Here is a 20,477-nt window from a genome sequence, read left to right as displayed (position 1 = left end):
GCAATGGTGATTGCTTGTACCAAATCCGCGATGCGCGGATGCGATCAGGCCTAGTCGTTCATGTACTCGCTCAACGCTTCCACGGACCGGTTCTCGCCGATCGACATTGCCAGGATGCGCGAGATGTGCCGGCGCGGCAGACCTGTCTTTGCCGCCCATTGGTTGATCTGCGCCTGGATCCTGTCGAGGTCCCGCTTCGAGGTCGGGTTTTCGGCAATGTCGAGGCCGGCGTCGCGAAGTGCGGCCGCCATGTCGGCCGAGACGACAAACGTGTCCCATTCCAGCCAGCGCAAAAAATACTGGCCCGTATTGCCCCCGAGCCGGCTGCCATTTTTTGCAAGATAAGCCGTCAGCCCGACCTGATCGTCGGCCGGCCATTCGGCGACGAATTTGCCGAAAGAGCCATGCTCCTTCGACACGCGATCGACGAAGGCGGCGTTGTCGCGCACCGATTTGATCTTCTGCGGATTGCGCACGATGCGGCTGTCGGAGGCCAGTTCATGCCAGAAATCGTCCGGCTGGAACAAAAGCCGCTTCGGCTCGAAGCCGAGGAAGGCTTCCTCGAAGCCCGGCCATTTCTGCTCGATGACGCGCCAGACGAAGCCGGCGGCGAAGATGCGCTCGGCCATGGCCGACAGGATGCGGTCGTCGGTAATTTTCGCCACCGCCGCATTGTCGGGCATCGGTCCGAGCAGCGAGATAAGTGCTGCCTCGCCGCCCTTGCGCTTTGCCGCCCGGGCACGGATTTTCTGGAAGTCGATCATTTGATCCTCGCCTGTCCCGGTCAATCTATCACTTCCAGTCGAGGCCGGTAGCCTCTACCTCTATTCCAGCTCTGGACGATGGAGACAACGCATGAACAAGACGGTCGAGGATCTGGCGAATCGCTGGCTGAAGCGAAGGAAGGACGGCCTGAGTCCGCTCGAGAGCCGGGTGCTGCAATCGACGCTCGAGCGTACCACCATCACCAGGGACACCAACAAGGCGGTCGCCTTTCACCAGACCTTCGGCGACCGCATCGCCGACACGATCGCGAGGATCGGCGGTTCCTGGTCCTTCATTCTCGGCTTCCTCGCCTTTCTTGCCCTGTGGACCGCAGGCAATGCCTGGCTTTTGACGCGAGAGGCCTTCGACCCCTACCCGTTCATCTTCTTGAACCTTGTGCTCTCCATGGTCGCCGCGCTGCAGGCGCCGGTGATCATGATGTCGCAGAACCGCCAGACCGAGCGTGACCGCATCGACGCCGCGCACGACTACGAGGTCAATCTGAAGGCGGAAATCGAGATCATGGCCCTGCATGAAAAGCTGGACGAATTGCGCCACAGCGAGATCATCGGCATGCGCGAGGAAATTCTGCGCATGGCCGAGCAGATCAGGCGGATCGACGAAAAACTGTCGGCGCGGTCCGCAACGCAATGACCGAGACCATCCATCGTCTCATCGAGCAATACGGGCTCATTGCGGTCTTCCTGGGCTGCGTCGCCGAGGGCGAGAGCGCTGCCATCCTCGGCGGCTTTTTTGCGCATCAGCACGTTTTCGTGCTCTGGCAGGCATTCCTGGCTGCATTCCTCGGCGCCTTTGCCGGCGACACGTTTTTCTTCACCCTCGGCCGCAGCTTTGCCGACCATCCCTATGTCGTCGGCTTTCGCAAGCGGCCCGGCTTCGGCCGTGCCTACCATCTGCTCAACACCCATCCCAATATTTTCGTGCTGACCAATCGCTACATCTACGGAATGCGCCTTGTCGGCGGGATCGCCGCCGGACTTTCAACCGTGTCGGTGCCGCGCTTTGTGATCTTGAATGCCCTCTCGTCAGCGGTCTGGGCGTGCCTGTTCGGTACCGTCGGCTATGTCTTCGGGCTGGGCGCGGAGCATATTGTCGGCCAGGCGTTCGCCCGCCACGAGCGGCTTCTTATCGCGCTGGCGGTTGGTGCTGGCGTCGCCATTCTCGCCTGGATAGTTGCGCATATCTTTGCCGCACGGGAGCGCGCCAGGGATGCGAGGCAGGACCAGGCAAAATCCTAGACCTGCTTCCATATCCTAAGCCTGTTTCAAGCCGAAAGATCAGATCGGCGCGCCGACGATGCGCTCGATGATCGCTAGGCCCCAGACGCCGCCAGCAATCACGATTGAAATCAGCACCGCCAGCGAGCCGCAATCCTTGGCCAGCTGTATGTCGATGTGGAATTCACGCGAGATCGCGTCGCACGCCGCCTCGATACCGGTATTGAGCACTTCGATCATGATCAGCAGCAGGACCGCGCCGATCAGCAAGGCATAGCCGCGCCAGGACACCGAGATGAACCAGCCGGCCGGCAAGGCGAGCACGAACAGCATCAACTCCTGCTGGAAGGCCTTCTCGTGAGCAGCCAGTTTGCGGAAGGCCCGCACCGAATTGATGAATGCATCGAGCAGCCGCTGCATGCCCAGCCCCTTTCCGAGTCACCGGCAGGAATTATCGCAATGGCCGGATCAATGGAATAAGGCAGGCGCTCCAAAATTCACTCTTGCGCGACCTTCAGCGTCGGCGTCGACCTTTCGAACTGCGGCAGCCCGTCGTCGATCGAATAATAGTCGCCCTTGTCGCTGACGAAGATATGGCATTCGCCCTGAAGTTGGGTCGGTTTGTCGAACGAACCCGCCAGAACCGAAACATAGGCGTCATCGTTTGGCTTCCAGAACAGCACCGAACCGCATATCCGGCAAAAGCCGCGCCTGGCAAAGGAGGACGCCTCGTACCAGGTGATGTTTTCAACGCCTTCGACTTGGATGTCGGTGTCGGAGACGTTGGTTGCAGCGTAGAAATGTCCGCTCTGCTTGCGGCATTGCGAGCAGTGGCAGTAGATCACGCCGCGCAGCTGGCCTTTCGTCGTGAAGCGCACCGCTCCGCAAAGGCAAGATCCGCTGTGATTGTCACCCATTGCGCACTCCTTCGACGCGATCCGAGCCTGTCGTCTCCCGCCAGGATTCCAGTTTTGCGCGGATCGGGCACAGGCAAAAGCGACATCGGAGAGACGCGTTTCAGAGTATGGGCCAGCAGCGTACTGCATCCTGAGGTAGTGAAATAAGCGCGGAAATGCGGGGCGTTAAGGAAACATTAGCGCAAATGCATTTAAAGTTTTCGCAAGCAGGGGTCGTGATTTGGGGACATGCCTTTGCAGCTTGATTCTGATTCAAATCCCCGCCTGGGCGACATCCGGCAAAAGTCTGCGGTCGGCCTGAAGGGGTAGTGAGCATGCAGCCGGCAGCCGTTCCCGCCGATAGGAACACCGACATAGCCAGCACCGTCGTGACGACCATGCGCCAGCTCGGTGTGCTTGGCCTGCCGCGCAACTATGAAATCTTCTACGAGGCGCTGTGCGGCGGCAACCACGAGCTCAGCCTTGCCGTGGTCTCGCTGAGCAACCGGCCGACCCAGGAAGACCTGGACCGCATCGGACGCACCTTTTTTGCGCAGCACCATGGCCCCGCCATCGTCGAGCATGCGCGCGACGTGATCGCCAAGGAGCTTGAGGATATTGCCGCACTGTTGCGCAGCGAACGCACACATATCGAGAAGTACGGCCGCATCCTTGACGAGACATCGAGCGGCCTGAGCAATCGCAGCCTGCTTTCGCAGGAATTGCTGCACAAGATTGCCGGCGCCATGTCGGCCGCCACCAATTCGACGCTCGATAACAACCGCCAGATCTCCAGCACGCTCAGCGAGAAGACCGCCGAACTCGAAAGCGTCAAGTCGAAGCTCGAGGAATACAAACAGCTCGCCAACACCGATCCGCTCACCCAGCTCAGGAATCGGCGCGCCTTCGACAAGGAGATCACCCGCATCTACAACAGCAATCGCGGCATCCTCTTCAATGCCTTGATCCTGGCCGACATCGACCGTTTCAAGGACATAAACGACCGTTACGGCCATCCTGTCGGCGACAGGATCATCCAGATCATCGCTGACATCTTCCAGTCCAGCATTCGCGCCGACATGTTTGTCGCCCGCACCGGCGGCGAGGAATTCGCGCTCATCGTCGAAGGTGCCAGCGAGGACATCACCTACGAGATCGCCGAGCGCATCCGCGTGCTGATCGAGCAGACGCCGTTCACCAGCAGCCAGACCGGCATGAACTATGGCACCGTGACCGTGTCGATGGGCATCTGCATGGCCTCGGAGGCCGACAGCCCCGAAGACCTCTACACCAAGGCCGACCGGGCGCTTTATCGTTCGAAGGTGAGCGGCCGCAACCGCGTGACCAGGCATTCCGCCATGGCCGCCCGCGCCGGCAAGGGCTGGCTGCTGTACAAGAAGGACTGATGTCCGGTCCGCAACCGCGTCAAGCGGAAATTTTGCCTCATTCCCTTTCCAAGTGAATTTTAGCGGACTATATTTTCCACAGAAATGAAAGGGTGCGCTCATGCAACGTCCAGTCGCCGCCGCGACGGCGGCGGAAAATGCCGTCATCACCAAGGCCACGCTGCGCGCGGCCGACATGCTCGACATCACCGCCAGGACGCTCGCCTCGGTCATCGGCGTGTCGGAGGCAACGGTCTCGCGCATGCGCAGGCAAGAATTCCTGCTTGAGCACGGCACCAAGCCATTCGAGCTCGCCGTGCTGTTTGTCCGGCTGTTCCGCTCGCTCGACGCCATCGTCGGCGGCGACGAGACTGTCGCCCGGGCGTGGCTGAAGAACACCAACACGGCGTTCGACGGCACGCCGCTGGAAAAGATCCTCACCATAGCCGGACTTGTCGATGTCATTGCCTATCTGGACTCCCGACGCGCTCTCGTCTGAGGCCGCCCGACTCGAAGGCAAATATTGGCGCATGGTCGAGGCGCAGCACCGCGTCTCGACGCTGAAGCTTGTCGACACGCTCGACGAGCAGGCGCTGCTGGAAGACCTCATCGAGGACACCAAGCCGCGGATCCCGCTCGAATGCCGCCATCTCCACTATCTGCTGGCGACGCCCTTCCGCTACGGCTCGGTCTATCCGTACGGCTCGCGCTTCCGCCGCGCCGGCAGGACGTTGGGCGTCTACTATGCCGCAGAAACCGTGCTGACGGCGGTGGCGGAGATGGCCTTCTACCGCCTGCTGTTCTTCGCCGAATCGCCTGCAACGCCGTGGCCGCACGACGCGGCGGAGTATACGGCCTTCGCGGCGGCGATAAAATGCGAGAAGGCTGTCGACCTTACCAGGCCGCCGCTCGACCGCGACGAGAAGGCATGGACCGATCCGACTGACTACAATGCCTGCCAGGCCATTGCCGACGTCGCGCGCGAGGCGGAAATGCAGGCGATCCGCTACCGCTCGGTGCGCGACCCCAAAGGCGCCAATGTGGCGCTGCTGACCTGCCGCGGCTTTGCCAGGCCGAAGCCGCTGGAGCCGCAAACCTGGCGCATCCGCATCGGTTCGTTCGGCATCCAGGCTATCTGCGAATTCCCGGAAAAACGCATCGGCTTCCCGCGCACGGCCTTCGCCGATCCGCGGCTGGCCGACCTGCGCTGGGAGCGCGGACGGTAGGCAAAGCGCCGCCCGAGGCCGGCGCTTTCATCAACGGATTCTGCCGGCCTATTCGGCTGCTTGCGTGCTCGGCTGGCGGGCGTGGCTCTTCTTCAACAGGTCAGAGACCAGGAAGGCGAGCTCGATCGCCTGGTCGGCGTTGAGGCGCGGATCGCAGTGCGTGTGGTACCGGTCCTGGAGGTCTTCCGCCGTGATGGCGCGGGCGCCGCCCGTGCATTCGGTGACGTTTTTGCCGGTCATCTCGACATGGATGCCGCCCGGATGCGTGCCTTCGGCGCGGTGCACCTCGAAGAAGGTCTGCACTTCCTTCAGGATACGGTCGAATGGCCGCGTCTTGTAGCCTGCCGCCTCGATTGTGTTGCCATGCATCGGGTCCGACGACCACACCACATTGCGGCCTTCCTGCTTCACCGCCCGCACAAGCTTCGGCAGATGCTCGGCAACCTTGTCGGAGCCGAAGCGCGCGATCAGCGTCAGCCGGCCTGGCTCGTTCTCGGGGTTGAGCAGGTCGATCAGCTCGAGCAGGCCGTCCGACGTCAGCGACGGTCCGCATTTCAGGCCGAGCGGGTTCTTGATGCCGCGGCAGTATTCGACATGCGCATGGTCGGGCTGACGCGTGCGGTCGCCGATCCAGATCATGTGGCCGGAGGTGGCGTACCAGTCGCCCGAGGTCGAATCGACGCGGGTCAGCGCCTCTTCGTAGCCGAGCAGCAGCGCCTCGTGGCTGGTGTAGAAATCGGTCTCGCGCAGCGCGAAATTGGTTTCGGAGGTGATGCCGACCGCGCGCATGAAATCCATCGTCTCGGTGATGCGGTTGGCAAGCGACTCGTATTTCTCGCCCTGCGGACTGTCGGCGACGAAGCCCAGCATCCAGCGGTGCACGTTCTCCAGGCTGGCATAACCGCCTTGCGCGAAGGCGCGCAGAAGGTTGAGCGTCGCCGCCGACTGGCGGTACGCCATCTCCTGGCGAGCCGGATCGGGGATGCGCGACCTGGCGTCGAACTCGATGCCGTTGATGATGTCGCCGCGGTAGCTCGGCAGCGTCACGCCGGCCTTGGTCTCGTTGTCGGACGAGCGCGGCTTGGCGAACTGGCCGGCGACGCGGCCGACCTTCACCACCGGCTGCGCGCCGGCGAAAGTCAGCACCACCGACATCTGCAGGAAGACGCGGAAGAAGTCGCGGATGTTGTCGGCGCCATGCTCGGCGAAGCTTTCGGCACAGTCGCCGCCTTGCAGCAGGAAGGCCTCGCCGGCCGCGACGGCAGCCAGCTGCTTCTTCAGCTTGCGCGCCTCGCCGGCGAACACCAGCGGCGGAAAGGTGGCGAGCTGGGCTTCCGTGGCCTTCAGCGCCGCAAGGTCCGGATAGGCCGGGACCTGCTTGATCGGCTTTGCTCTCCACGAATTCGGCGACCATTTCGTCATCGATGCACCCAACGCTCTTTCCGCAGACGCTTCGCCCGCTACCCAAGCCCCTTGAGGGGTGGCGGCTCCATACACGAAGCCGATTTCCTATTCTAGACGGGATTTTCGGCAGTGGCGAATGCTGTGCGCCTGCGAAAGTGTCGCCTTATGCCGCCTTATCCACCAATCGCGCCAGCTGCGTCATCACCACGGCCGAGCCGGCCAGCCGCTTTTCGGCACTCGGCCAGTCGCGGATGAAGACGACGCTGTGGTCAGCCCTGATCTTGGCCAGCGAGCCCTGCTCGCCGATGAACTTGACCAGCCCGACCGGATCGGGGAACTCGCGCCTGCGGAAATGGATGACGACGCCCTTGGGGCCGGCGTCGAGCTTCTCGACATTGGCCTTGCGGCAGAGCGCCTTGATGAAGACGATCTTCAACAGATGCGTCACCTCCTGCGGCAGCGGCCCGAAACGGTCGATCAGCTCGGCGCCGAAGGCGTCGATCTCCTCGGTTGTTTCGAGATCGCCGAGGCGGCGGTAGAGCGCCAGCCGAAGCTGCAGGTCCGGCACATAGCTTTCGGGGATCATCACCGCGGTGCCGACGGCGATCTGCGGCGACCAGCCGCCGTCCTGCACCTCGCCGGAATCCTTCACCTCGGCAACCGCCTCCTCCAGCATCTGCTGGTAAAGCTCGAACCCGACCTCCTTGATGTGGCCGGACTGCTCTTCGCCGAGAAGATTGCCGGCGCCCCTGATGTCGAGGTCGTGGCTGGCGAGCTGGAAGCCGGCGCCGAGCGTGTCAAGCGACTGCAGCACCTTCAGCCGGCGCTCGGCGGTGTCGGTCAGCTTGCGGTTCGCCGGCAGGGTGAATAGCGCATAGGCCCGCACCTTGGAGCGCCCGACGCGGCCGCGCAGCTGGTAAAGCTGCGCCAGTCCGAACATGTCGGCGCGATGCACGATCAGCGTGTTGGCGGTGGGGATATCGAGCCCGGATTCCACGATCGTCGTCGACAGAAGCACGTCGTACTGGCCATCGTAGAAGGCGTTCATGATGTCGTCGAGCTCGCCCGGCGGCATCTGGCCGTGCGCCACCGCGACCTTCAGCTCCGGCACGGATTCCCTCAGGAAATCCTGGATTTCCGAAAGATCGCTGATGCGTGGCACAACATAGAAGGAGTGGCCGCCGCGATAGCGCTCGCGCAGCAGCGTCTCGCGGATGACCAGCGGGTCGAAGGGCGAGATGAAGGTGCGCACCGCCATGCGGTCGACCGGCGGCGTGGCGATCAGCGAAAGTTCGCGCACGCCGGTCAGCGCCAATTGCAGAGTGCGCGGGATCGGAGTCGCCGACAGCGTCAGCACATGCACGTCGCTCTTGAGGTCCTTCAGCCGCTCTTTGTGCTTGACGCCGAAATGCTGCTCCTCGTCGATGATCAGCAGTCCGAGATTCTTGAACGAGATCGAGCTGCCGAGCAGCGCGTGGGTGCCGACGACGATATCCACCATGCCCTCGGCAATACCTTTCTTGGTCTCGGCCAATTCCTTGGAGCCTACCAGGCGCGACGCCTGCGCCACCCGGATCGGCAAGCCGTAAAAGCGCTGCGAGAAAGTCTTGAAATGCTGCCGCGACAGCAAGGTCGTCGGCACCACCACCGCGACCTGGAAGCCTTCCATCGCCGCGATGAAGGCGGCGCGCAGCGCCACTTCCGTCTTGCCGAAGCCGACATCGCCGCAGACCAGCCGGTCCATCGGCTTGCCGGCGCCGAGGTCGTCCATGACCGAATCGATCGCCGTCTGCTGATCGTCGGTCTCCTCGTAAGGAAACCGCGCCGAGAACTCGCCGTAGAGGCCCTCGGCGGGAATCATGCTGGGCGCGGAGCGCATCTGCCGCTCCGCGGCGATGCGGATCAGCTGGCCGGCCATTTCGAGCAGGCGCCGCTTCAGCCGCGCCTTGCGCGACTGCCAGGCGCCGCCGCCCAGTTTGTCGAGCGTCGCTTCGGCCGAATCCGAGCCGTAGCGCGACAAAAGCTCGATGTTCTCCACCGGCAGGAACAGCCGGTCGTCGCCTGCATAATGGATTTCCAGGCAATCATGCGGCGCGCCCACCGCCTCGATGGTGCGCAGCCCGACGAAACGGCCGATGCCGTGATCGGCATGGACGACGATATCGCCCGACGACAGCGAAGAAGCCTCGGCGATGAAATCGGAAGCCCGCTTCTTGCGCTTCGAGCGCCGGATCAGCCGATCGCCGAGGATATCCTGTTCGGCGACGACGACCATGCTGTCGGTCTCGAAGCCGGATTCGAGCGGCAGCACGGCGAGCCCCGCCTGCCCCGGTTCCAGCTTCGCGGCTTCCGCGAGCGAAGCAACCGGCTTGAGGTTGCCGAGATGATGCTCGGCAAGAATCTGGCCGAGCCGGTCGAGCGAGCCCTCCGTCCAGCCGGCGACAATCACCTGGCGGCGCGCAGCGCGCTCATCGGCGATGTGTTTTACCACGACATCGAAGACGTTGATGTTGGGATCGGCGCGTTCCTCGGCGAAGCTGCGGCCGTGGCGCGAGCCGGCATGGAAGACTTTTTTGCCGCCCACATCGGGTGCATCGAAGACGGTGAAGTCGATGTCTTCGCGCGGGCCGAGCGAAGCCTTGAGATTCTCCGGCGAGAGGTAGAGCAGATCCGGCGCTACCGGTTTGTAGGGCACGGCGTCCTTCAGCGCGGCGTCCGCCTGCTTCCGGCGCGCCTCATAATGGTCGAGGATCAGCGTGTGGCGTTCGGCCAGCGCCTCATGCGCCAGATGGTCGAACACCACCGGCGCATCCGGCAGATATTCGAAGACGGTTTCCAGCCGTTCGTAGAAGAAGGGCAGCCAATGCTCCATGCCGGCAAAGCGGCGCCCTTCGCTGACCGCGGCATAAAGCGCGTCATCGCGTGTCGGCGCGCCGAAGGCCTCGATATAGGCGCGACGGAAGCGGCTGATCGTCTCCGGCGTCAGCGCCACCTCGCTCATCGCCTGCAGCGCCATCGACTTGCGCTGCCCGGTGGTGAGCTGCGTCGCCACGTCGAAGACGCGGATCGATTCCAGCGTGTCGCCGAAAAAATCCAGCCGCAGCGCCTCGCTCCAGCCGGGCGCGAACAGGTCGAGAATGCCGCCGCGCACCGCGAACTCGCCGAGGCCGCGCACCGTCGGCACGCGTTCGAAACCGGAGACCTCCAGCCGCGCGACCAGCGCATTCATGTCGATCTGGTTGCCTGGCCTGGCATGAAAAGTCTGCGCCTCGATCAGCTCGGCCAGCGGCACGCGCTGCAGCAGCGCGTTGGCCGTCGTCAGGATGACGGCGCGATGCGGCTTTTTCGCCAGCGCGATCATGGCGGAGAGCGCATCGAGCCGCCGTGCGGCGGCATCCGCGCCCGGCGAGACGCGGTCGTAAGGCAGGCAATCCCAGGCGGGCAGCTCCAGCACGGGCAGGCCAGGGTCCGCAAAGGCCAACGCCTCGATGATTGCCGGCAGCCGCTGGCCGTCGCGTGCCACGAACAGCACCGGCTTGTCGGGCGCGATCTCGTGCGCCGTCCGCACCAGCGCGAAGGCTTCGTAGCCGTCGGCAACGCCGTCGACGATGAACTGGCCGGCGCGGCCCTTCGGCAGGCCGATGGAAGGAATGAGGCTCATGGATAGGCGTTTTTCAAAATGTCATGGTCCGGCGCGACGCCAGGATTTTCTGCAGCACCGCGCAATCGATATCGCCCGGAACCGGGCGCTCGCCGGTGATCAACGGCAGGAATTCAGTGTCGGGGATTTCGAGGAGCTTTTCATATTGGTCGATTTCGTCGCCGGTCAAGGCGTCGATCTCGGCATCGGCGAAGGAGCCGAGAACGAGGTCCATCTCGCGCATGCCGCGATGCCACGAGCGGAACAGGAGCTTGCGGCGGCGGGCATCCAGCCCCTCGCTCGATCGTTTCGTTCCGGTCATTGCGCCGCATCCCTGTTCCAAGCGGCGCATATAGCGTGGATAGAGAGCGGTGTCAGCCTTGCGCTGCGGCTGTCGCAACCTAAGCTGACAACATGCGTCCTTCCATCCTCGATCCGCTGTTCGTCCCGATCACCTCGCTTGCCGGCGTCGGGCCGAAGGTCGGCTTGCTGATCGAGAAAGTGGTGCCGGCCGATCTCGGCGATCGCGCCGCTCGCGCGGCCGACCTGCTGTTCGTCCTGCCCAACACGGTAATCGATCGCCGCAACCGGCCGGGCATCGCGCTTTCGGCCGAGGGCCAGATCGTCACGCTCGAAGTGCGCATCGACCGCCACCAGCCGCCGCCGCGCGGCAACAGATCGGTGCCCTATCGGGTCTATGCGCATGACGACACCGGCGAGATCGCGCTGACCTTTTTTCACGCCCACGCCGCCTATCTCGAAAAGGCGATGCCGGTGGGCGAACATGTCGTCATCTCCGGCCGCATGGAATGGTTTAACGGCCGCCCGAGCATGGTTCATCCCGACCATATCGCGCTGGCCAGCGAGGCCGAGGGCCTGCCGCTGGTCGAACCGGTCTATCCGCTGACGGCCGGCCTGTCGGCCAAGGTGCTGCGCCGCGCCATCGGCCAGGCGCTCGGCCGGCTGCCGGAACTGCCGGAATGGCAGGACGACGCCTTTATGCTCCGCCAGAGATTCCCGGCCCTCGGCGATGCGCTTGCTCGCATCCATCATCCGGCCGATCCGATCGACGTCGCCGTCGAAGGACCGGCCTGGCGGCGGCTTGCCTATGACGAATTGCTGGCCGGCCAGGTGTCGCTGGCCCTGGTGCGATCGAAAATCCGCCGGCTGTCGGGCCGCCCTCTTGTCGGCGACGGCCGCATCGTCGAGAAGCTGCGCGACGCCCTTCCCTACAAGCTGACGCCGTCGCAGGAATTCGCGCTGGCCGAAATCAATGCCGATCTCGCCGATCCAGAGCGCATGCTGCGCCTGCTGCAAGGCGACGTTGGCTCCGGCAAGACGGTCGTCGCGCTGCTCGCCATGGCGCGCGCGGTCGAGGCAGGCGGCCAGGCTGCGCTGATGGCGCCGACCGAAATCCTGGCGCGTCAGCATCTGGCGACGATCGCGCCGCTGGCCGAGAAAGTCGGCCTGCGCCTCGCCATCCTGACCGGCCGCGAGAAAGGCCGCGAACGGACCGAGACGCTGGAAGGCCTCGCCAGCGGCGCAATCGACATCGTCGTCGGCACCCATGCGCTGTTCCAGGAAAGCGTGACGTTCCACGACCTCGTCCTTGCCGTCGTCGACGAGCAGCACCGCTTCGGCGTCCACCAGCGGCTGGCGATCACCGCTAAGGGCGACGCGCCCGACATGCTGGTGATGACGGCTACGCCGATCCCGCGCACGCTTGTGCTCACCGCCTTCGGCGACATGGATGTCTCCAAGCTCACCGAAAAACCGGCCGGCCGCCAGCCGATCCGCACCGTCACCTTGCCGATGGAGCGGCTGGACGAACTGGTCGGGCGCATGCAGGACGCCGTCGCCGAGGGCCAGAAGATCTACTGGATCTGCCCGCTGGTCGAGGAATCCGAGGATATAAAACTGATGTCGGCGGAAGACCGCTTCGCTTCGTTGAAGCCGCTGTTCGGCGACCGGATCGGCCTCGTGCACGGCCGCATGAAAGGCGCCGAGAAGGACGAGGCGATGCGCGCCTTCAAGCAAGGCGAGACACGCATACTCATCGCTACCACGGTCATCGAGGTCGGCGTCGACGTGCCGGATGCCACGATCATGGTCATCGAGCATGCCGAACGCTTCGGCCTCGCTCAGCTGCACCAGCTGCGCGGCCGCGTCGGGCGCGGCGCCAAGCCTTCCTCCTGCGTGCTGCTCTACAAGGAGCCGCTCGGCGAGACGGCGAAACGCCGGCTTTCGGTGATGCGCGAGACCGAAGACGGCTTCCTCATCGCGGAGGAGGATCTGAAGTTGCGTGGCGAAGGCGAGTTGCTGGGCACGCGACAGTCGGGCACGCCGGGCTTCCAGGTGGCGCGCATCGAATTCCATGCCGACCTGCTCGAGGCAGCGCGCGACGATGCAAGGCTGGTCCTGTCGCGCGATCCGGAACTGCAATCCGCGCGCGGCGCGGCGTTTCGCCTTCTGCTTTACCTGTTCGGGCGCGACGAGGCGGTGCGGCTGCTGCGCGCCGGGTGAGCCGCGCCGAGTGCGGGGTTGGCGAGCGCCCCTTCCAGGTGCTCGCCGTTCAGCGTCACCAGTTTGGTCTTGACCTCCGGAGCCACCATGCCGGCCGAAACGATCAGCTTGGCGCCGTCCTCGATCGTCATGTCGAGCAGCACGATCTCGGACCTATGCACATACATCAGGAAGCCGGTGGTCGGGTTTGGCGTGCACGGCATGAACACCGCAATCAGCGGGTCGCCTTCCTGGTCGAGCTTCTGGTTGATCTCGGTCTCCTTCTCGCTGGAGACGAAGACTAGCGACCAGACCCCTTTTCGCGGGTATTCGACCAGCCCGACCTGGCGGAACATCTCGCCCTTGTTCGACAGCACCGTCTCGAAAATCTGCTTCAGCGAGCCGTAGATGCCGCGCACCAGCGGCATGCGGCCGAGCAGCCGCTCGCCGAAATTGACGATGGCGCGGCCGACGATGTTGGCCGTCAGGAAGCCGATCAGCGTGATCAGCACGAGCGCCACGATCAGCCCGAAGCCAGGCACCGGGAACGGCAGGTAGGTGTCGGGGTTGTAGCGGGCAGGAATATACGGCTTCACCCAGGAATCGACCCAGCCGATCAATGACCAGGCGATATAGGCGGTGATCGCCAATGGCGCGCAGACGACGAAGCCAGTCAGGAAATAGTTCCTGAGCCGGGTCATGCCTGAAGTCTTCAAAGCGTCGGACATGGGATCACCGCGGCGCAGATTGCGTCGCAACATTAGTGAACCGCGACCCGGTTTGGAACTGCGAAGTTTTTAAAGAGCGCTCGCTATGCGGCGACTTCGAGCGGGAGCCTCAAACGGAAGCCGCCTCCGTCCGCGATTAGCCGAAACATCATTTCCTTCGTCATCCACGGGCGAAGCAGTCGCGAAGCGACTGCGCAGACCCGAGGATCCATTCCGTGACGTTTGTGGCGGATCAAAGCGGTCCGGAATTAGCCGCTACCACCCGGTCCCGCGGAAAAGCTCGAACCACTCTGGATTGGCCTTTTCGATCAGTTCGATCTTCCATTGGCGCGGCCAGCGTTTCAGCGACTTCTCGCGCTGGATTGCATCGCGGATGTCGAAGTATTCCTCGTACCAGACCAGCCGTTGCACGCCGTAACGCCCAGTAAAGCGTGAGCCTTCGCCGGATTTGTGCTCTGGCATCCGGCGCCCGAGATCGTTTGTGACACCAATGTAGATGGTGCCGCGCTTCCTGCTCGCGGTCATATAAACATAGCCCGTCATGAACGAAGGATAGTGGCTGGACGACCCCGCGACCATCTTGAAATGTCGTGTTCTTTGGGGAACGTCGCGGAATGGATCCTCGGGTCTGCGCAGTCGCTTCGCGACTGCTCCGCCCGTGGATGACGACGGGGAGGGATGTTTCGGCTAATCGCGGGCGAAAGCGACCTCGCCCAGTGGCGAAAGCCTATTCCACCGTCACCGACTTCGCCAGGTTGCGCGGCTGGTCGACGTCGGTGCCCATGAACACGGCGGTGAAATAGGCGAGCATCTGGATCGGCAGCGCATAGATGATCGGCGATATGATCTCCGGCACATCGGGCAGGACGATCGTCTCCATGGTCTTGATGCCCGCCTGCGCCGCCCCCTTGCTGTCGGTGATGAGGATGATCTTGCCGCCGCGCGCCGCCACTTCCTGCATATTGGAGACTGTCTTTTCGAAGATGCGGTCATGCGGCGCGATCACGATCACCGGCATGTTCTCGTCGATCAGCGCGATCGGCCCGTGCTTCAGCTCGCCGCCGGCATAGCCTTCGGCATGGATATAGGAAATTTCCTTGAGCTTAAGCGCCCCTTCCAGGGCGAGCGGGAAATTGGTATCGCGGCCGAGATAGAGCACGTCCTTGTAACGCGACAGCTCGCGCGAGATGCGTTCGATCTGGCCGTCGAGCTTCAGCACCCGATTGGCGAAGCGCGGCGCCTCGGAGAGCTCGCGCACCAGCTCTTTCTCCTGCTCGCGCGAGATGGTGCCGCGCGCCACGCCGGCGCGTACCGCAAGCGTCGCCAGCGCCGAGAGCTGGCAGGTAAAGGCCTTGGTCGAGGCGACGCCGATTTCCGGCCCGGCGAGCGTCGGCAGCACGACGTCGGATTCGCGCGCCATGGTCGATTCGCGCACATTGACGACGGCGCCGATCTTCATGCCGGCCTTGCGGCAATAGCGCAGCGAGGCCAGCGTGTCGGCGGTTTCGCCCGACTGCGAGATGAAGAAGGCCGCGTCGTCCGCCGAAAGCGGCATTTCGCGGTAGCGGAACTCGGAGGCGACGTCGATGTCCACCGGCAGTCGCGCATAGCGCTCGAACCAGTATTTGCTGATCAGGCCGGCGAGATAGGCGGTGCCGCAGGCCGAGATCGCCAGCCGGCCGATCCTGGCGAAATCGAACGGCAGCTCGAGCGGTTTGGAGACGCCGGAGACGAAATCGACGTAGTGCGCCAGCGTATGTGAGATGACCTCCGGCTGCTCGTGGATTTCCTTTTCCATGAAATGACGGCGGTTGCCCTTGTCGACCATGAAGCTGGTCGAGAGCGACTGCTGGCGCTTGCGGTCGACGGGGTTGCCGTCGATGTCATAGATCGCGACGCTGTCGCGCCGCACCACCGCCCAGTCGCCGTCTTCCAGATAGGTGATCGAGTTGGTGAACGGAGCGAGCGCAATCGCGTCGGAACCCAGAAACATCTCGCCGTCGCCGTGGCCGACGGCGAGCGGCGGGCCGTTGCGGGCGCCCACGATGAGGTCCTCGTCGCTCTTGAACATGATCGCCAGCGCGAAGGCGCCGTGCAGCCGCTTCAGCGCCTGATGCGCGGCTTCGACCGGCTTCAGTCCCTTGGCCAACTCACGTGCAACCAGATGCGCGACGACCTCGGTGTCGGTCTGCGAGGAAAAATCATAGCCGTCACGCGTCAGCTCGCCGCGCAGCTCGGCGAAATTCTCGATGATGCCGTTGTGAACGATGGCGACGCCTTCGGAGAAATGCGGATGCGCATTGGTCTCGTTCGGCACGCCATGCGTCGCCCAGCGCGTGTGACCGATGCCGATGGTGCCGTCGAGCGGATCTTCCTTCAACCGACGTTCGAGGTTGATCAGCTTGCCTTCGGCGCGGCGGCGGCCAAGCTTGCCATTCTCGATGGTGGCGACGCCGGCCGAGTCGTAGCCGCGATATTCGAGCCGCTTCAGCGCATCGACGATGAGCGGCGCCACCTGCTGCTGGCCGACAATTCCGACGATACCGCACATGGCCGTTTGCCCCGATTCCTCACGGAAACCCAGCGCTATCTACGGATCGCCGGCCTGCCGCGAAAGTCACTTTGCGTTTCGTTCCGTGTCGCCGGAACAGTCTCTGTGGATGCACCATGCCGGACCGTTCTTGCAATCCGGTTAGTGCAATCGATCGCCTTTTCGCACACCCTGCCGCCGCTCCATGTATCATTTGCCGCGTAAGTGCGTCATCGTTCAAATGACAAGCGCCGGCCCAACCGGACGAGCGAACTGTAATACGGCTTGCGTAAACCGGATTTGATCAATTTATTCAAGCCATGAGCGAAGCCAACGATGTCGTGACGCTATGGCGGCCAGTCGGGCCGGAAGAGCTGAAACTGATCGAAGCGTCAGGGATGCAAGAATTTCCGCCCCGACTGCCGGAGCAGCCGATCTTCTATCCGGTTCTTTCCGAAGCCTACGCCATCCAGATCGCCCGCGACTGGAATGTGCCGGCGAGCGGCTCCGGTTTCGTGACCCGATTTAAGGTCGAGAAAAGCTTCCTTGACCGCTACCCAGTCGAACATGCCGGCAGCAGGGCACATCTTGAATACTGGATACCAGCCGAGGATCTGCCCGCTTTCAATAAGGCGATCGTCGACAGGATCGAGGTGACGGCTGCTTTCGGCACGGCTGCCGAAAGCGCCGTTTGACGATCATTCCGCCGCCTTCTTCTTCGCCGCGGCCGCCGAGGCAAAACGTTCGCGCAACTCCCTGCCCTTGCCAGGCAGTGTCTTCTGGCGGGCGCGGCCGAAGGCCAGCGCGTCGTCGGGCACGCTTTCGGTGATCACGCTGCCGGAAGCGATGTAGCCGCCCTTGCCGATCGTGACCGGCGCCACCAGCGACGAATTCGAGCCGATGAAGGCGCCCTCGCCGATATCGGTGAAGAATTTCGAGTAGCCGTCATAGTTGCAGGTGATGGTTCCGGCGCCGATATTGGCGGCGGCACCGACACGCGCGTCGCCGATATAGGTCAGGTGATTGACCTTGGCGCCTTCCTCGATCGTCGCCTGCTTGACCTCGCAGAAATTGCCGACCTTGGCCTTCTGCCTGAGATCGGCGCCCGGCCGCAGCCGCGCGAACGGCCCGACATCGCAATTGGACGCGATCGTCGCGCCTTCGATATGGCTGAAGGCGTGGATCTTCGCACCCTTGGCGATCTTGACGCCGGGGCCGAACCAGACGTTGGGCTCAACCACGGTATCGGCGCCGATTTCGGTATCATACGAAAAATACACGGTTTCCGGTGCGATCAGCGTCGTGCCGGAAAGCATCGCCTCGCGCCGCCGGCGCGCCTGCCACATGCCTTCCGCCTCGGCGAGCTCGGCGCGGTTGTTGATGCCGAGCGCGCTTTCGAAGCTGGCCTCCGTTGCCACGACGTCGAGGCCCTGTGCGCCGGCGATCTCAACGATATCGGTAAGATAGAACTCGCCCTTGGCGTTGTTGATGCCGACGTTGTCGAGCAGCGCAAGTGCGTGCTTGCCCGCCACTGCCATCATGCCGGCATTGCAGAACGTGATCTTCTTCTCCTCCTCAGAGCAATCCTTTTCCTCACGAATGGCGACCAGCCTGCCGTCCTTTTCGATCAGCCGGCCATAACCGGCTGGATTGGGCGGGCGAAACCCGATGACCACGACGGCAGCGCCCCCTGCGAGTTTCCCGCGTTCGACCCGCAGCGCCTCCGGATCGATCAGCGGCGTGTCGCCGAACATCACCAGAATATCGTCGTAGCCCCTCGCTATCGCATCACGGGCGGCAAGCACGGCATGCGCGGTGCCGAGACGCTTGTCCTGGACGAAGGTTTCGGCTTTCGGAGCGAATTTCTGCACAGCCTTGCGCATCTGCTCGGCACCGTGGCCGATCACCAACGCCAGATCGTTGCTGCCGGCTGCTTCGGCCGCCTTCACCACATGAGCGACCATCGGCAAGCCGGCGATCGGATGCAGCACCTTGGGCATCGCGCTTTTCATGCGCGTGCCTTCGCCGGCGGCGAGGATGACGGACAGACAGGTTCTCTGACTCATGAAGGGCAACCGTGTGAAAAGCGTTTGAATCAAGGGTATGCTAGCAGCGGCGTGATGCTGCACCAATGCGGTTAAATTCCGGTGAGACGGCGACAGTGCTTTTGAAGGGGAAGTTGCAGATGTTGGTGGGTGACCTCCGAGCTCTCGCTGCATTCATAATCCTCATTTGCATAACAATCTCTTCGGGTACGGCCTTGGCCGACTACGCTACCCCGCACGCCGAGGTGGTTTGTCAACGAGACTCAAACATCGCGGTGGTCCGCTTTGCGTTGACATCGGACGAAGATCCGATCGTGTACCGGCAACTGCCGGCCAGCGTCGATCAGGGATTGTCGGTAACACCGACCCTCGGCCTTTCGAATTGCACTATGGCCAATGGCTGGACGATCCGCCTTCGCGACGGGCAGCAGCAAGCTTTTGGATATGGCCAGGGCGGCGCTGATCCGCCGGCCTTCTTCAGCCTGTGGATTGCAAAGCGAAAGATTCTTTCACGCAAACAGTGGAAGCCCGGCTACGGGATGGACGAAGCCCCTCGGCTGATTGGGATCGTGATCCGGCCGGATCGGCTGAGTTATTGCTATGCACCCCATACTTACGCTGCGCCGAACAGCGGAGCGATCGCCTGTCAGGATAAGTCGTTCCAGCTAACTCGCTACGCGGCCGATGGTATCGAATATGCGCGGCCAAGCAGCCGGCCGCCAGTCGGAACCATATTGCTGGCGTACGGAACCACCGAACCGCGTCTCTGCCGAAAATTCCTGCGCCTTCGGCCAAAAGGATTTCAAGGTGTCAGCACAACAGTCAACGACTCCGCCAACGTCTTCCCTGCGGAGGCCATCGGGCAAGATATCAATGTCGCGACGATCGAAGTGTCGCCGGGCGCGCTCCGCAAGCTTGTCCGTTGGAGCGGGACCAATCATTATTTCGACGGCGATGTGATGCTGTTGACGCCGCTTGCGGCCGACCCGTCGAAAATCCTGCAAGAAAGCATGCTCGACGACAGCGGGGACAAGTTTTCGACGGACAAATTGCCCCCTGGGTGGAGTGTCATTGCGGGCCACATGGCTGGTCTCTATCCGCAGGTCAGTTGGCGCTATGTGCACTTCGATACGCAACGGATCGACGGACGGCTCTATTTGCTGGCCCAACCCTCCAATCAGGAACAGCGCCCCACCGCTATCCTGGTCCAGCCTCTTGCCCGCGGATTCAAAACGATCTGCGTCTTCCAGCGCGTTGAGCCTCACTTCTGACACAGCTGAAAAAGCGTACGGCCGGATTACTACCCCAACCGCCCCAACACCGGAAAAGTCTCCAGCAGCCAGTAGGATGCGCTCTGCACGCCGCCGGTCAGGAAGAACACACCGGCCACCACCAATAGCGCGCCGATAGCCTTCTCGACGCGGCCGAGATGGACGCGGAATTTTCCCAGGAAGCGCATGAAAGCGCCGGAAAACAGCGCGGCGATCAGGAACGGGATGCCGAGGCCGAGCGAATAGGCGGCGAGCAGCAGCGCCCCCTCGCCCACCGTCTCGCGGCCGCCGGCGAGCGTCAGGATCGGTCCCAGCACCGGGCCGATGCAGGGTGTCCAGCCGAAGGCGAAGGCCAGCCCCATGATATAGGCGGCGGCCATGCTGGCGGGCTTGCCCTGCGACTGGAAGCGCGCCTCGCGCGACAAAAGCGGAATGCGCAATATGCCGAGAAAGTTCAGGCCCATCAGGATGATCAGCACCCCGGCCGCCATCGCCAGCGGTTCCTGCCAGACGCGCAGCAGCCGGCCGATCGTCGAGGCGCCGGCGCCGAGCGCCACGAAGACGGTGGAGAAGCCGAGCACGAAGGCCAGCGAGGCGCAAAGCAGTGCGCCGCGCGTGCCTTCCCGCGCCGTCACGCCCTGGTTGCCGCGGAAATCATCGACCGAAACGCCGGCCATGTAGCAGAGGTAAGGCGGCACCAGCGGCAGCACGCAAGGCGACAGGAACGAGATCGCCCCTGCCCCGACCGCGCTGACATAGCCGATGTCCAATGCCATTCCCAAGCTCCGACTGCTGCGCGCCGATATAGCGACGAGCAGGCCCGCCTGCCAATCACCATTCTGTGGCA

The 20,477-nt window shown here is 63.3% G+C and carries 19 protein-coding genes; 8 read left to right on the top strand and 11 right to left on the bottom strand.

What is annotated here, in order from left to right; genetic code table 11:
* Positions 1-50: 50 nt before the first annotated feature.
* Positions 51-764 carry a DNA-3-methyladenine glycosylase I gene (locus FJ974_RS15925; protein WP_140532872.1) on the bottom strand — a complete coding sequence of 238 codons (714 nt, stop codon included), beginning with the start codon at positions 762-764 and terminating at the stop codon, positions 51-53.
* Between the two features lie 91 nt (positions 765-855).
* Between FJ974_RS15925 and FJ974_RS15920 the strand changes: the two genes are divergently transcribed.
* Complete coding sequence (locus FJ974_RS15920; RefSeq protein WP_140532871.1) at positions 856-1,419, top strand: DUF1003 domain-containing protein; 564 nt, start codon at positions 856-858, stop codon at positions 1,417-1,419.
* Entirely contained in the window at positions 1,416-2,024 is a 609-nt protein-coding gene (locus FJ974_RS15915) for a DedA family protein (RefSeq protein WP_140532870.1), read from the top strand. Before FJ974_RS15920 ends, FJ974_RS15915 begins: the two co-directional genes overlap by 4 nt.
* 39 nt (positions 2,025-2,063) lie before the next feature.
* Here the strand turns inward: FJ974_RS15915 and FJ974_RS15910 are convergent, their stop codons facing one another.
* Positions 2,064-2,423: a diacylglycerol kinase gene (locus tag FJ974_RS15910; RefSeq protein ID WP_140532869.1), complete on the bottom strand. Its 360-nt coding sequence runs from the start codon at positions 2,421-2,423 to the stop codon at positions 2,064-2,066.
* 77 nt (positions 2,424-2,500) lie between these two features.
* Entirely contained in the window at positions 2,501-2,920 is a 420-nt protein-coding gene (locus FJ974_RS15905) for a GFA family protein (RefSeq protein WP_140532868.1), read from the bottom strand.
* A 314-nt stretch (positions 2,921-3,234) separates the two neighbouring features.
* On the opposite strand from FJ974_RS15905, the gene FJ974_RS15900 reads away from it, so the two are divergent.
* From FJ974_RS15900 to FJ974_RS15890, 3 genes are all read left to right on the top strand, one after another.
* A complete protein-coding gene (locus FJ974_RS15900) occupies positions 3,235-4,305 on the top strand; it encodes a GGDEF domain-containing protein (RefSeq protein WP_140532867.1) in 1,071 nt (356 codons plus the stop codon).
* Positions 4,306-4,405: 100 nt separating this feature from the next.
* Positions 4,406-4,783 (top strand): MbcA/ParS/Xre antitoxin family protein, encoded by a 378-nt coding sequence (locus FJ974_RS15895; RefSeq protein WP_140532866.1) that lies wholly within the window; start codon positions 4,406-4,408, stop codon positions 4,781-4,783.
* Complete coding sequence (locus FJ974_RS15890; RefSeq protein ID WP_140532865.1) at positions 4,743-5,510, top strand: RES family NAD+ phosphorylase; 768 nt, start codon at positions 4,743-4,745, stop codon at positions 5,508-5,510. The genes FJ974_RS15895 and FJ974_RS15890 overlap by 41 nt, the downstream gene beginning before the upstream one ends.
* A 48-nt stretch (positions 5,511-5,558) precedes the next feature.
* Here FJ974_RS15890 and FJ974_RS15885 read toward each other — a convergent pair whose 3' ends face one another.
* The 3 genes from FJ974_RS15885 to FJ974_RS15875 form a co-directional block, all read right to left on the bottom strand.
* On the bottom strand, positions 5,559-6,932 hold the full coding sequence (locus tag FJ974_RS15885; protein ID WP_140532864.1) for a class II 3-deoxy-7-phosphoheptulonate synthase: 1,374 nt from the start codon (positions 6,930-6,932) through the stop codon (positions 5,559-5,561).
* Between the two features lie 145 nt (positions 6,933-7,077).
* Positions 7,078-10,575: a transcription-repair coupling factor gene (mfd, locus tag FJ974_RS15880; protein ID WP_140532863.1), complete on the bottom strand. Its 3,498-nt coding sequence runs from the start codon at positions 10,573-10,575 to the stop codon at positions 7,078-7,080.
* Positions 10,576-10,588: 13 nt separating this feature from the next.
* Entirely contained in the window at positions 10,589-10,876 is a 288-nt protein-coding gene (locus tag FJ974_RS15875) for a succinate dehydrogenase assembly factor 2 (protein WP_140532862.1), read from the bottom strand.
* Between the two features lie 92 nt (positions 10,877-10,968).
* Here FJ974_RS15875 and recG point away from each other — a divergent pair, with 92 nt between their 5' ends.
* A complete protein-coding gene (recG, locus tag FJ974_RS15870; RefSeq protein WP_140532861.1) occupies positions 10,969-13,077 on the top strand; it encodes an ATP-dependent DNA helicase RecG in 2,109 nt (702 codons plus the stop codon).
* On the opposite strand, the gene FJ974_RS15865 is transcribed toward recG, so the two are convergent.
* The 3 genes from FJ974_RS15865 to glmS all read right to left on the bottom strand — a co-directional run bounded on the left by FJ974_RS15865 (position 13,029) and on the right by glmS (position 16,335).
* Entirely contained in the window at positions 13,029-13,784 is a 756-nt protein-coding gene (locus tag FJ974_RS15865) for a DUF502 domain-containing protein (RefSeq protein ID WP_140532860.1), read from the bottom strand. The two genes, recG and FJ974_RS15865, sit on opposite strands and share 49 nt — an antisense overlap.
* Before the next feature lie 255 nt (positions 13,785-14,039).
* Positions 14,040-14,327 carry a GIY-YIG nuclease family protein gene (locus FJ974_RS15860; RefSeq protein ID WP_140532925.1) on the bottom strand — a complete coding sequence of 96 codons (288 nt, stop codon included), beginning with the start codon at positions 14,325-14,327 and terminating at the stop codon, positions 14,040-14,042.
* A gap of 184 nt (positions 14,328-14,511) precedes the next feature.
* A complete protein-coding gene (gene glmS / locus FJ974_RS15855; RefSeq protein WP_140532859.1) occupies positions 14,512-16,335 on the bottom strand; it encodes a glutamine--fructose-6-phosphate transaminase (isomerizing) in 1,824 nt (607 codons plus the stop codon).
* 299 nt (positions 16,336-16,634) lie between these two features.
* On the opposite strand from glmS, the gene FJ974_RS15850 reads away from it, so the two are divergent.
* Positions 16,635-17,009: an ADP-ribosylation/crystallin J1 gene (locus tag FJ974_RS15850; protein WP_140532858.1), complete on the top strand. Its 375-nt coding sequence runs from the start codon at positions 16,635-16,637 to the stop codon at positions 17,007-17,009.
* A gap of 3 nt (positions 17,010-17,012) precedes the next feature.
* Here FJ974_RS15850 and glmU read toward each other — a convergent pair whose 3' ends face one another.
* Positions 17,013-18,380: a bifunctional UDP-N-acetylglucosamine diphosphorylase/glucosamine-1-phosphate N-acetyltransferase GlmU gene (glmU, locus tag FJ974_RS15845; RefSeq protein ID WP_140532857.1), complete on the bottom strand. Its 1,368-nt coding sequence runs from the start codon at positions 18,378-18,380 to the stop codon at positions 17,013-17,015.
* Between the two features lie 194 nt (positions 18,381-18,574).
* Between glmU and FJ974_RS15840 the strand changes: the two genes are divergently transcribed.
* Positions 18,575-19,630, top strand: coding sequence for a hypothetical protein (locus tag FJ974_RS15840; protein WP_140532856.1), 1,056 nt, complete (start codon positions 18,575-18,577; stop codon positions 19,628-19,630).
* A gap of 29 nt (positions 19,631-19,659) precedes the next feature.
* Here FJ974_RS15840 and FJ974_RS15835 read toward each other — a convergent pair whose 3' ends face one another.
* Complete coding sequence (locus tag FJ974_RS15835; protein WP_140532855.1) at positions 19,660-20,406, bottom strand: cytochrome c biogenesis CcdA family protein; 747 nt, start codon at positions 20,404-20,406, stop codon at positions 19,660-19,662.
* Between the last annotated feature and the right edge of the window lie 71 nt (positions 20,407-20,477).

Origin of the sequence: Mesorhizobium sp. B1-1-8 (assembly GCF_006442795.2) — a bacterium.
Classification (GTDB): Bacteria; Pseudomonadota; Alphaproteobacteria; order Rhizobiales; family Rhizobiaceae; genus Mesorhizobium.
Note: the sequence above shows the minus strand (reverse complement) of the source record. Positions and strands in the feature narration are given on the sequence as shown.

What these genes read in the sequence shown, in the direction of transcription:
- FJ974_RS15925 (WP_140532872.1), bottom strand. Translation starts at nt 764, where the DNA reads ATGATCGACTTCCAGAAAATCCGTGCCCGGGCGGCAAAGCGCAAGGGC.
- FJ974_RS15920 (WP_140532871.1), top strand. Translation starts at nt 856, where the DNA reads ATGAACAAGACGGTCGAGGATCTGGCGAATCGCTGGCTGAAGCGAAGG.
- FJ974_RS15915 (WP_140532870.1), top strand. Translation starts at nt 1,416, where the DNA reads ATGACCGAGACCATCCATCGTCTCATCGAGCAATACGGGCTCATTGCG.
- FJ974_RS15910 (WP_140532869.1), bottom strand. Translation starts at nt 2,423, where the DNA reads ATGCAGCGGCTGCTCGATGCATTCATCAATTCGGTGCGGGCCTTCCGC.
- FJ974_RS15905 (WP_140532868.1), bottom strand. Translation starts at nt 2,920, where the DNA reads ATGGGTGACAATCACAGCGGATCTTGCCTTTGCGGAGCGGTGCGCTTC.
- FJ974_RS15900 (WP_140532867.1), top strand. Translation starts at nt 3,235, where the DNA reads ATGCAGCCGGCAGCCGTTCCCGCCGATAGGAACACCGACATAGCCAGC.
- FJ974_RS15895 (WP_140532866.1), top strand. Translation starts at nt 4,406, where the DNA reads ATGCAACGTCCAGTCGCCGCCGCGACGGCGGCGGAAAATGCCGTCATC.
- FJ974_RS15890 (WP_140532865.1), top strand. Translation starts at nt 4,743, where the DNA reads ATGTCATTGCCTATCTGGACTCCCGACGCGCTCTCGTCTGAGGCCGCC.
- FJ974_RS15885 (WP_140532864.1), bottom strand. Translation starts at nt 6,932, where the DNA reads ATGACGAAATGGTCGCCGAATTCGTGGAGAGCAAAGCCGATCAAGCAG.
- mfd (WP_140532863.1), bottom strand. Translation starts at nt 10,575, where the DNA reads ATGAGCCTCATTCCTTCCATCGGCCTGCCGAAGGGCCGCGCCGGCCAG.
- FJ974_RS15875 (WP_140532862.1), bottom strand. Translation starts at nt 10,876, where the DNA reads ATGACCGGAACGAAACGATCGAGCGAGGGGCTGGATGCCCGCCGCCGC.
- recG (WP_140532861.1), top strand. Translation starts at nt 10,969, where the DNA reads ATGCGTCCTTCCATCCTCGATCCGCTGTTCGTCCCGATCACCTCGCTT.
- FJ974_RS15865 (WP_140532860.1), bottom strand. Translation starts at nt 13,784, where the DNA reads ATGTCCGACGCTTTGAAGACTTCAGGCATGACCCGGCTCAGGAACTAT.
- FJ974_RS15860 (WP_140532925.1), bottom strand. Translation starts at nt 14,327, where the DNA reads ATGACGGGCTATGTTTATATGACCGCGAGCAGGAAGCGCGGCACCATC.
- glmS (WP_140532859.1), bottom strand. Translation starts at nt 16,335, where the DNA reads ATGTGCGGTATCGTCGGAATTGTCGGCCAGCAGCAGGTGGCGCCGCTC.
- FJ974_RS15850 (WP_140532858.1), top strand. Translation starts at nt 16,635, where the DNA reads ATGAGCGAAGCCAACGATGTCGTGACGCTATGGCGGCCAGTCGGGCCG.
- glmU (WP_140532857.1), bottom strand. Translation starts at nt 18,380, where the DNA reads ATGAGTCAGAGAACCTGTCTGTCCGTCATCCTCGCCGCCGGCGAAGGC.
- FJ974_RS15835 (WP_140532855.1), bottom strand. Translation starts at nt 20,406, where the DNA reads ATGGCATTGGACATCGGCTATGTCAGCGCGGTCGGGGCAGGGGCGATC.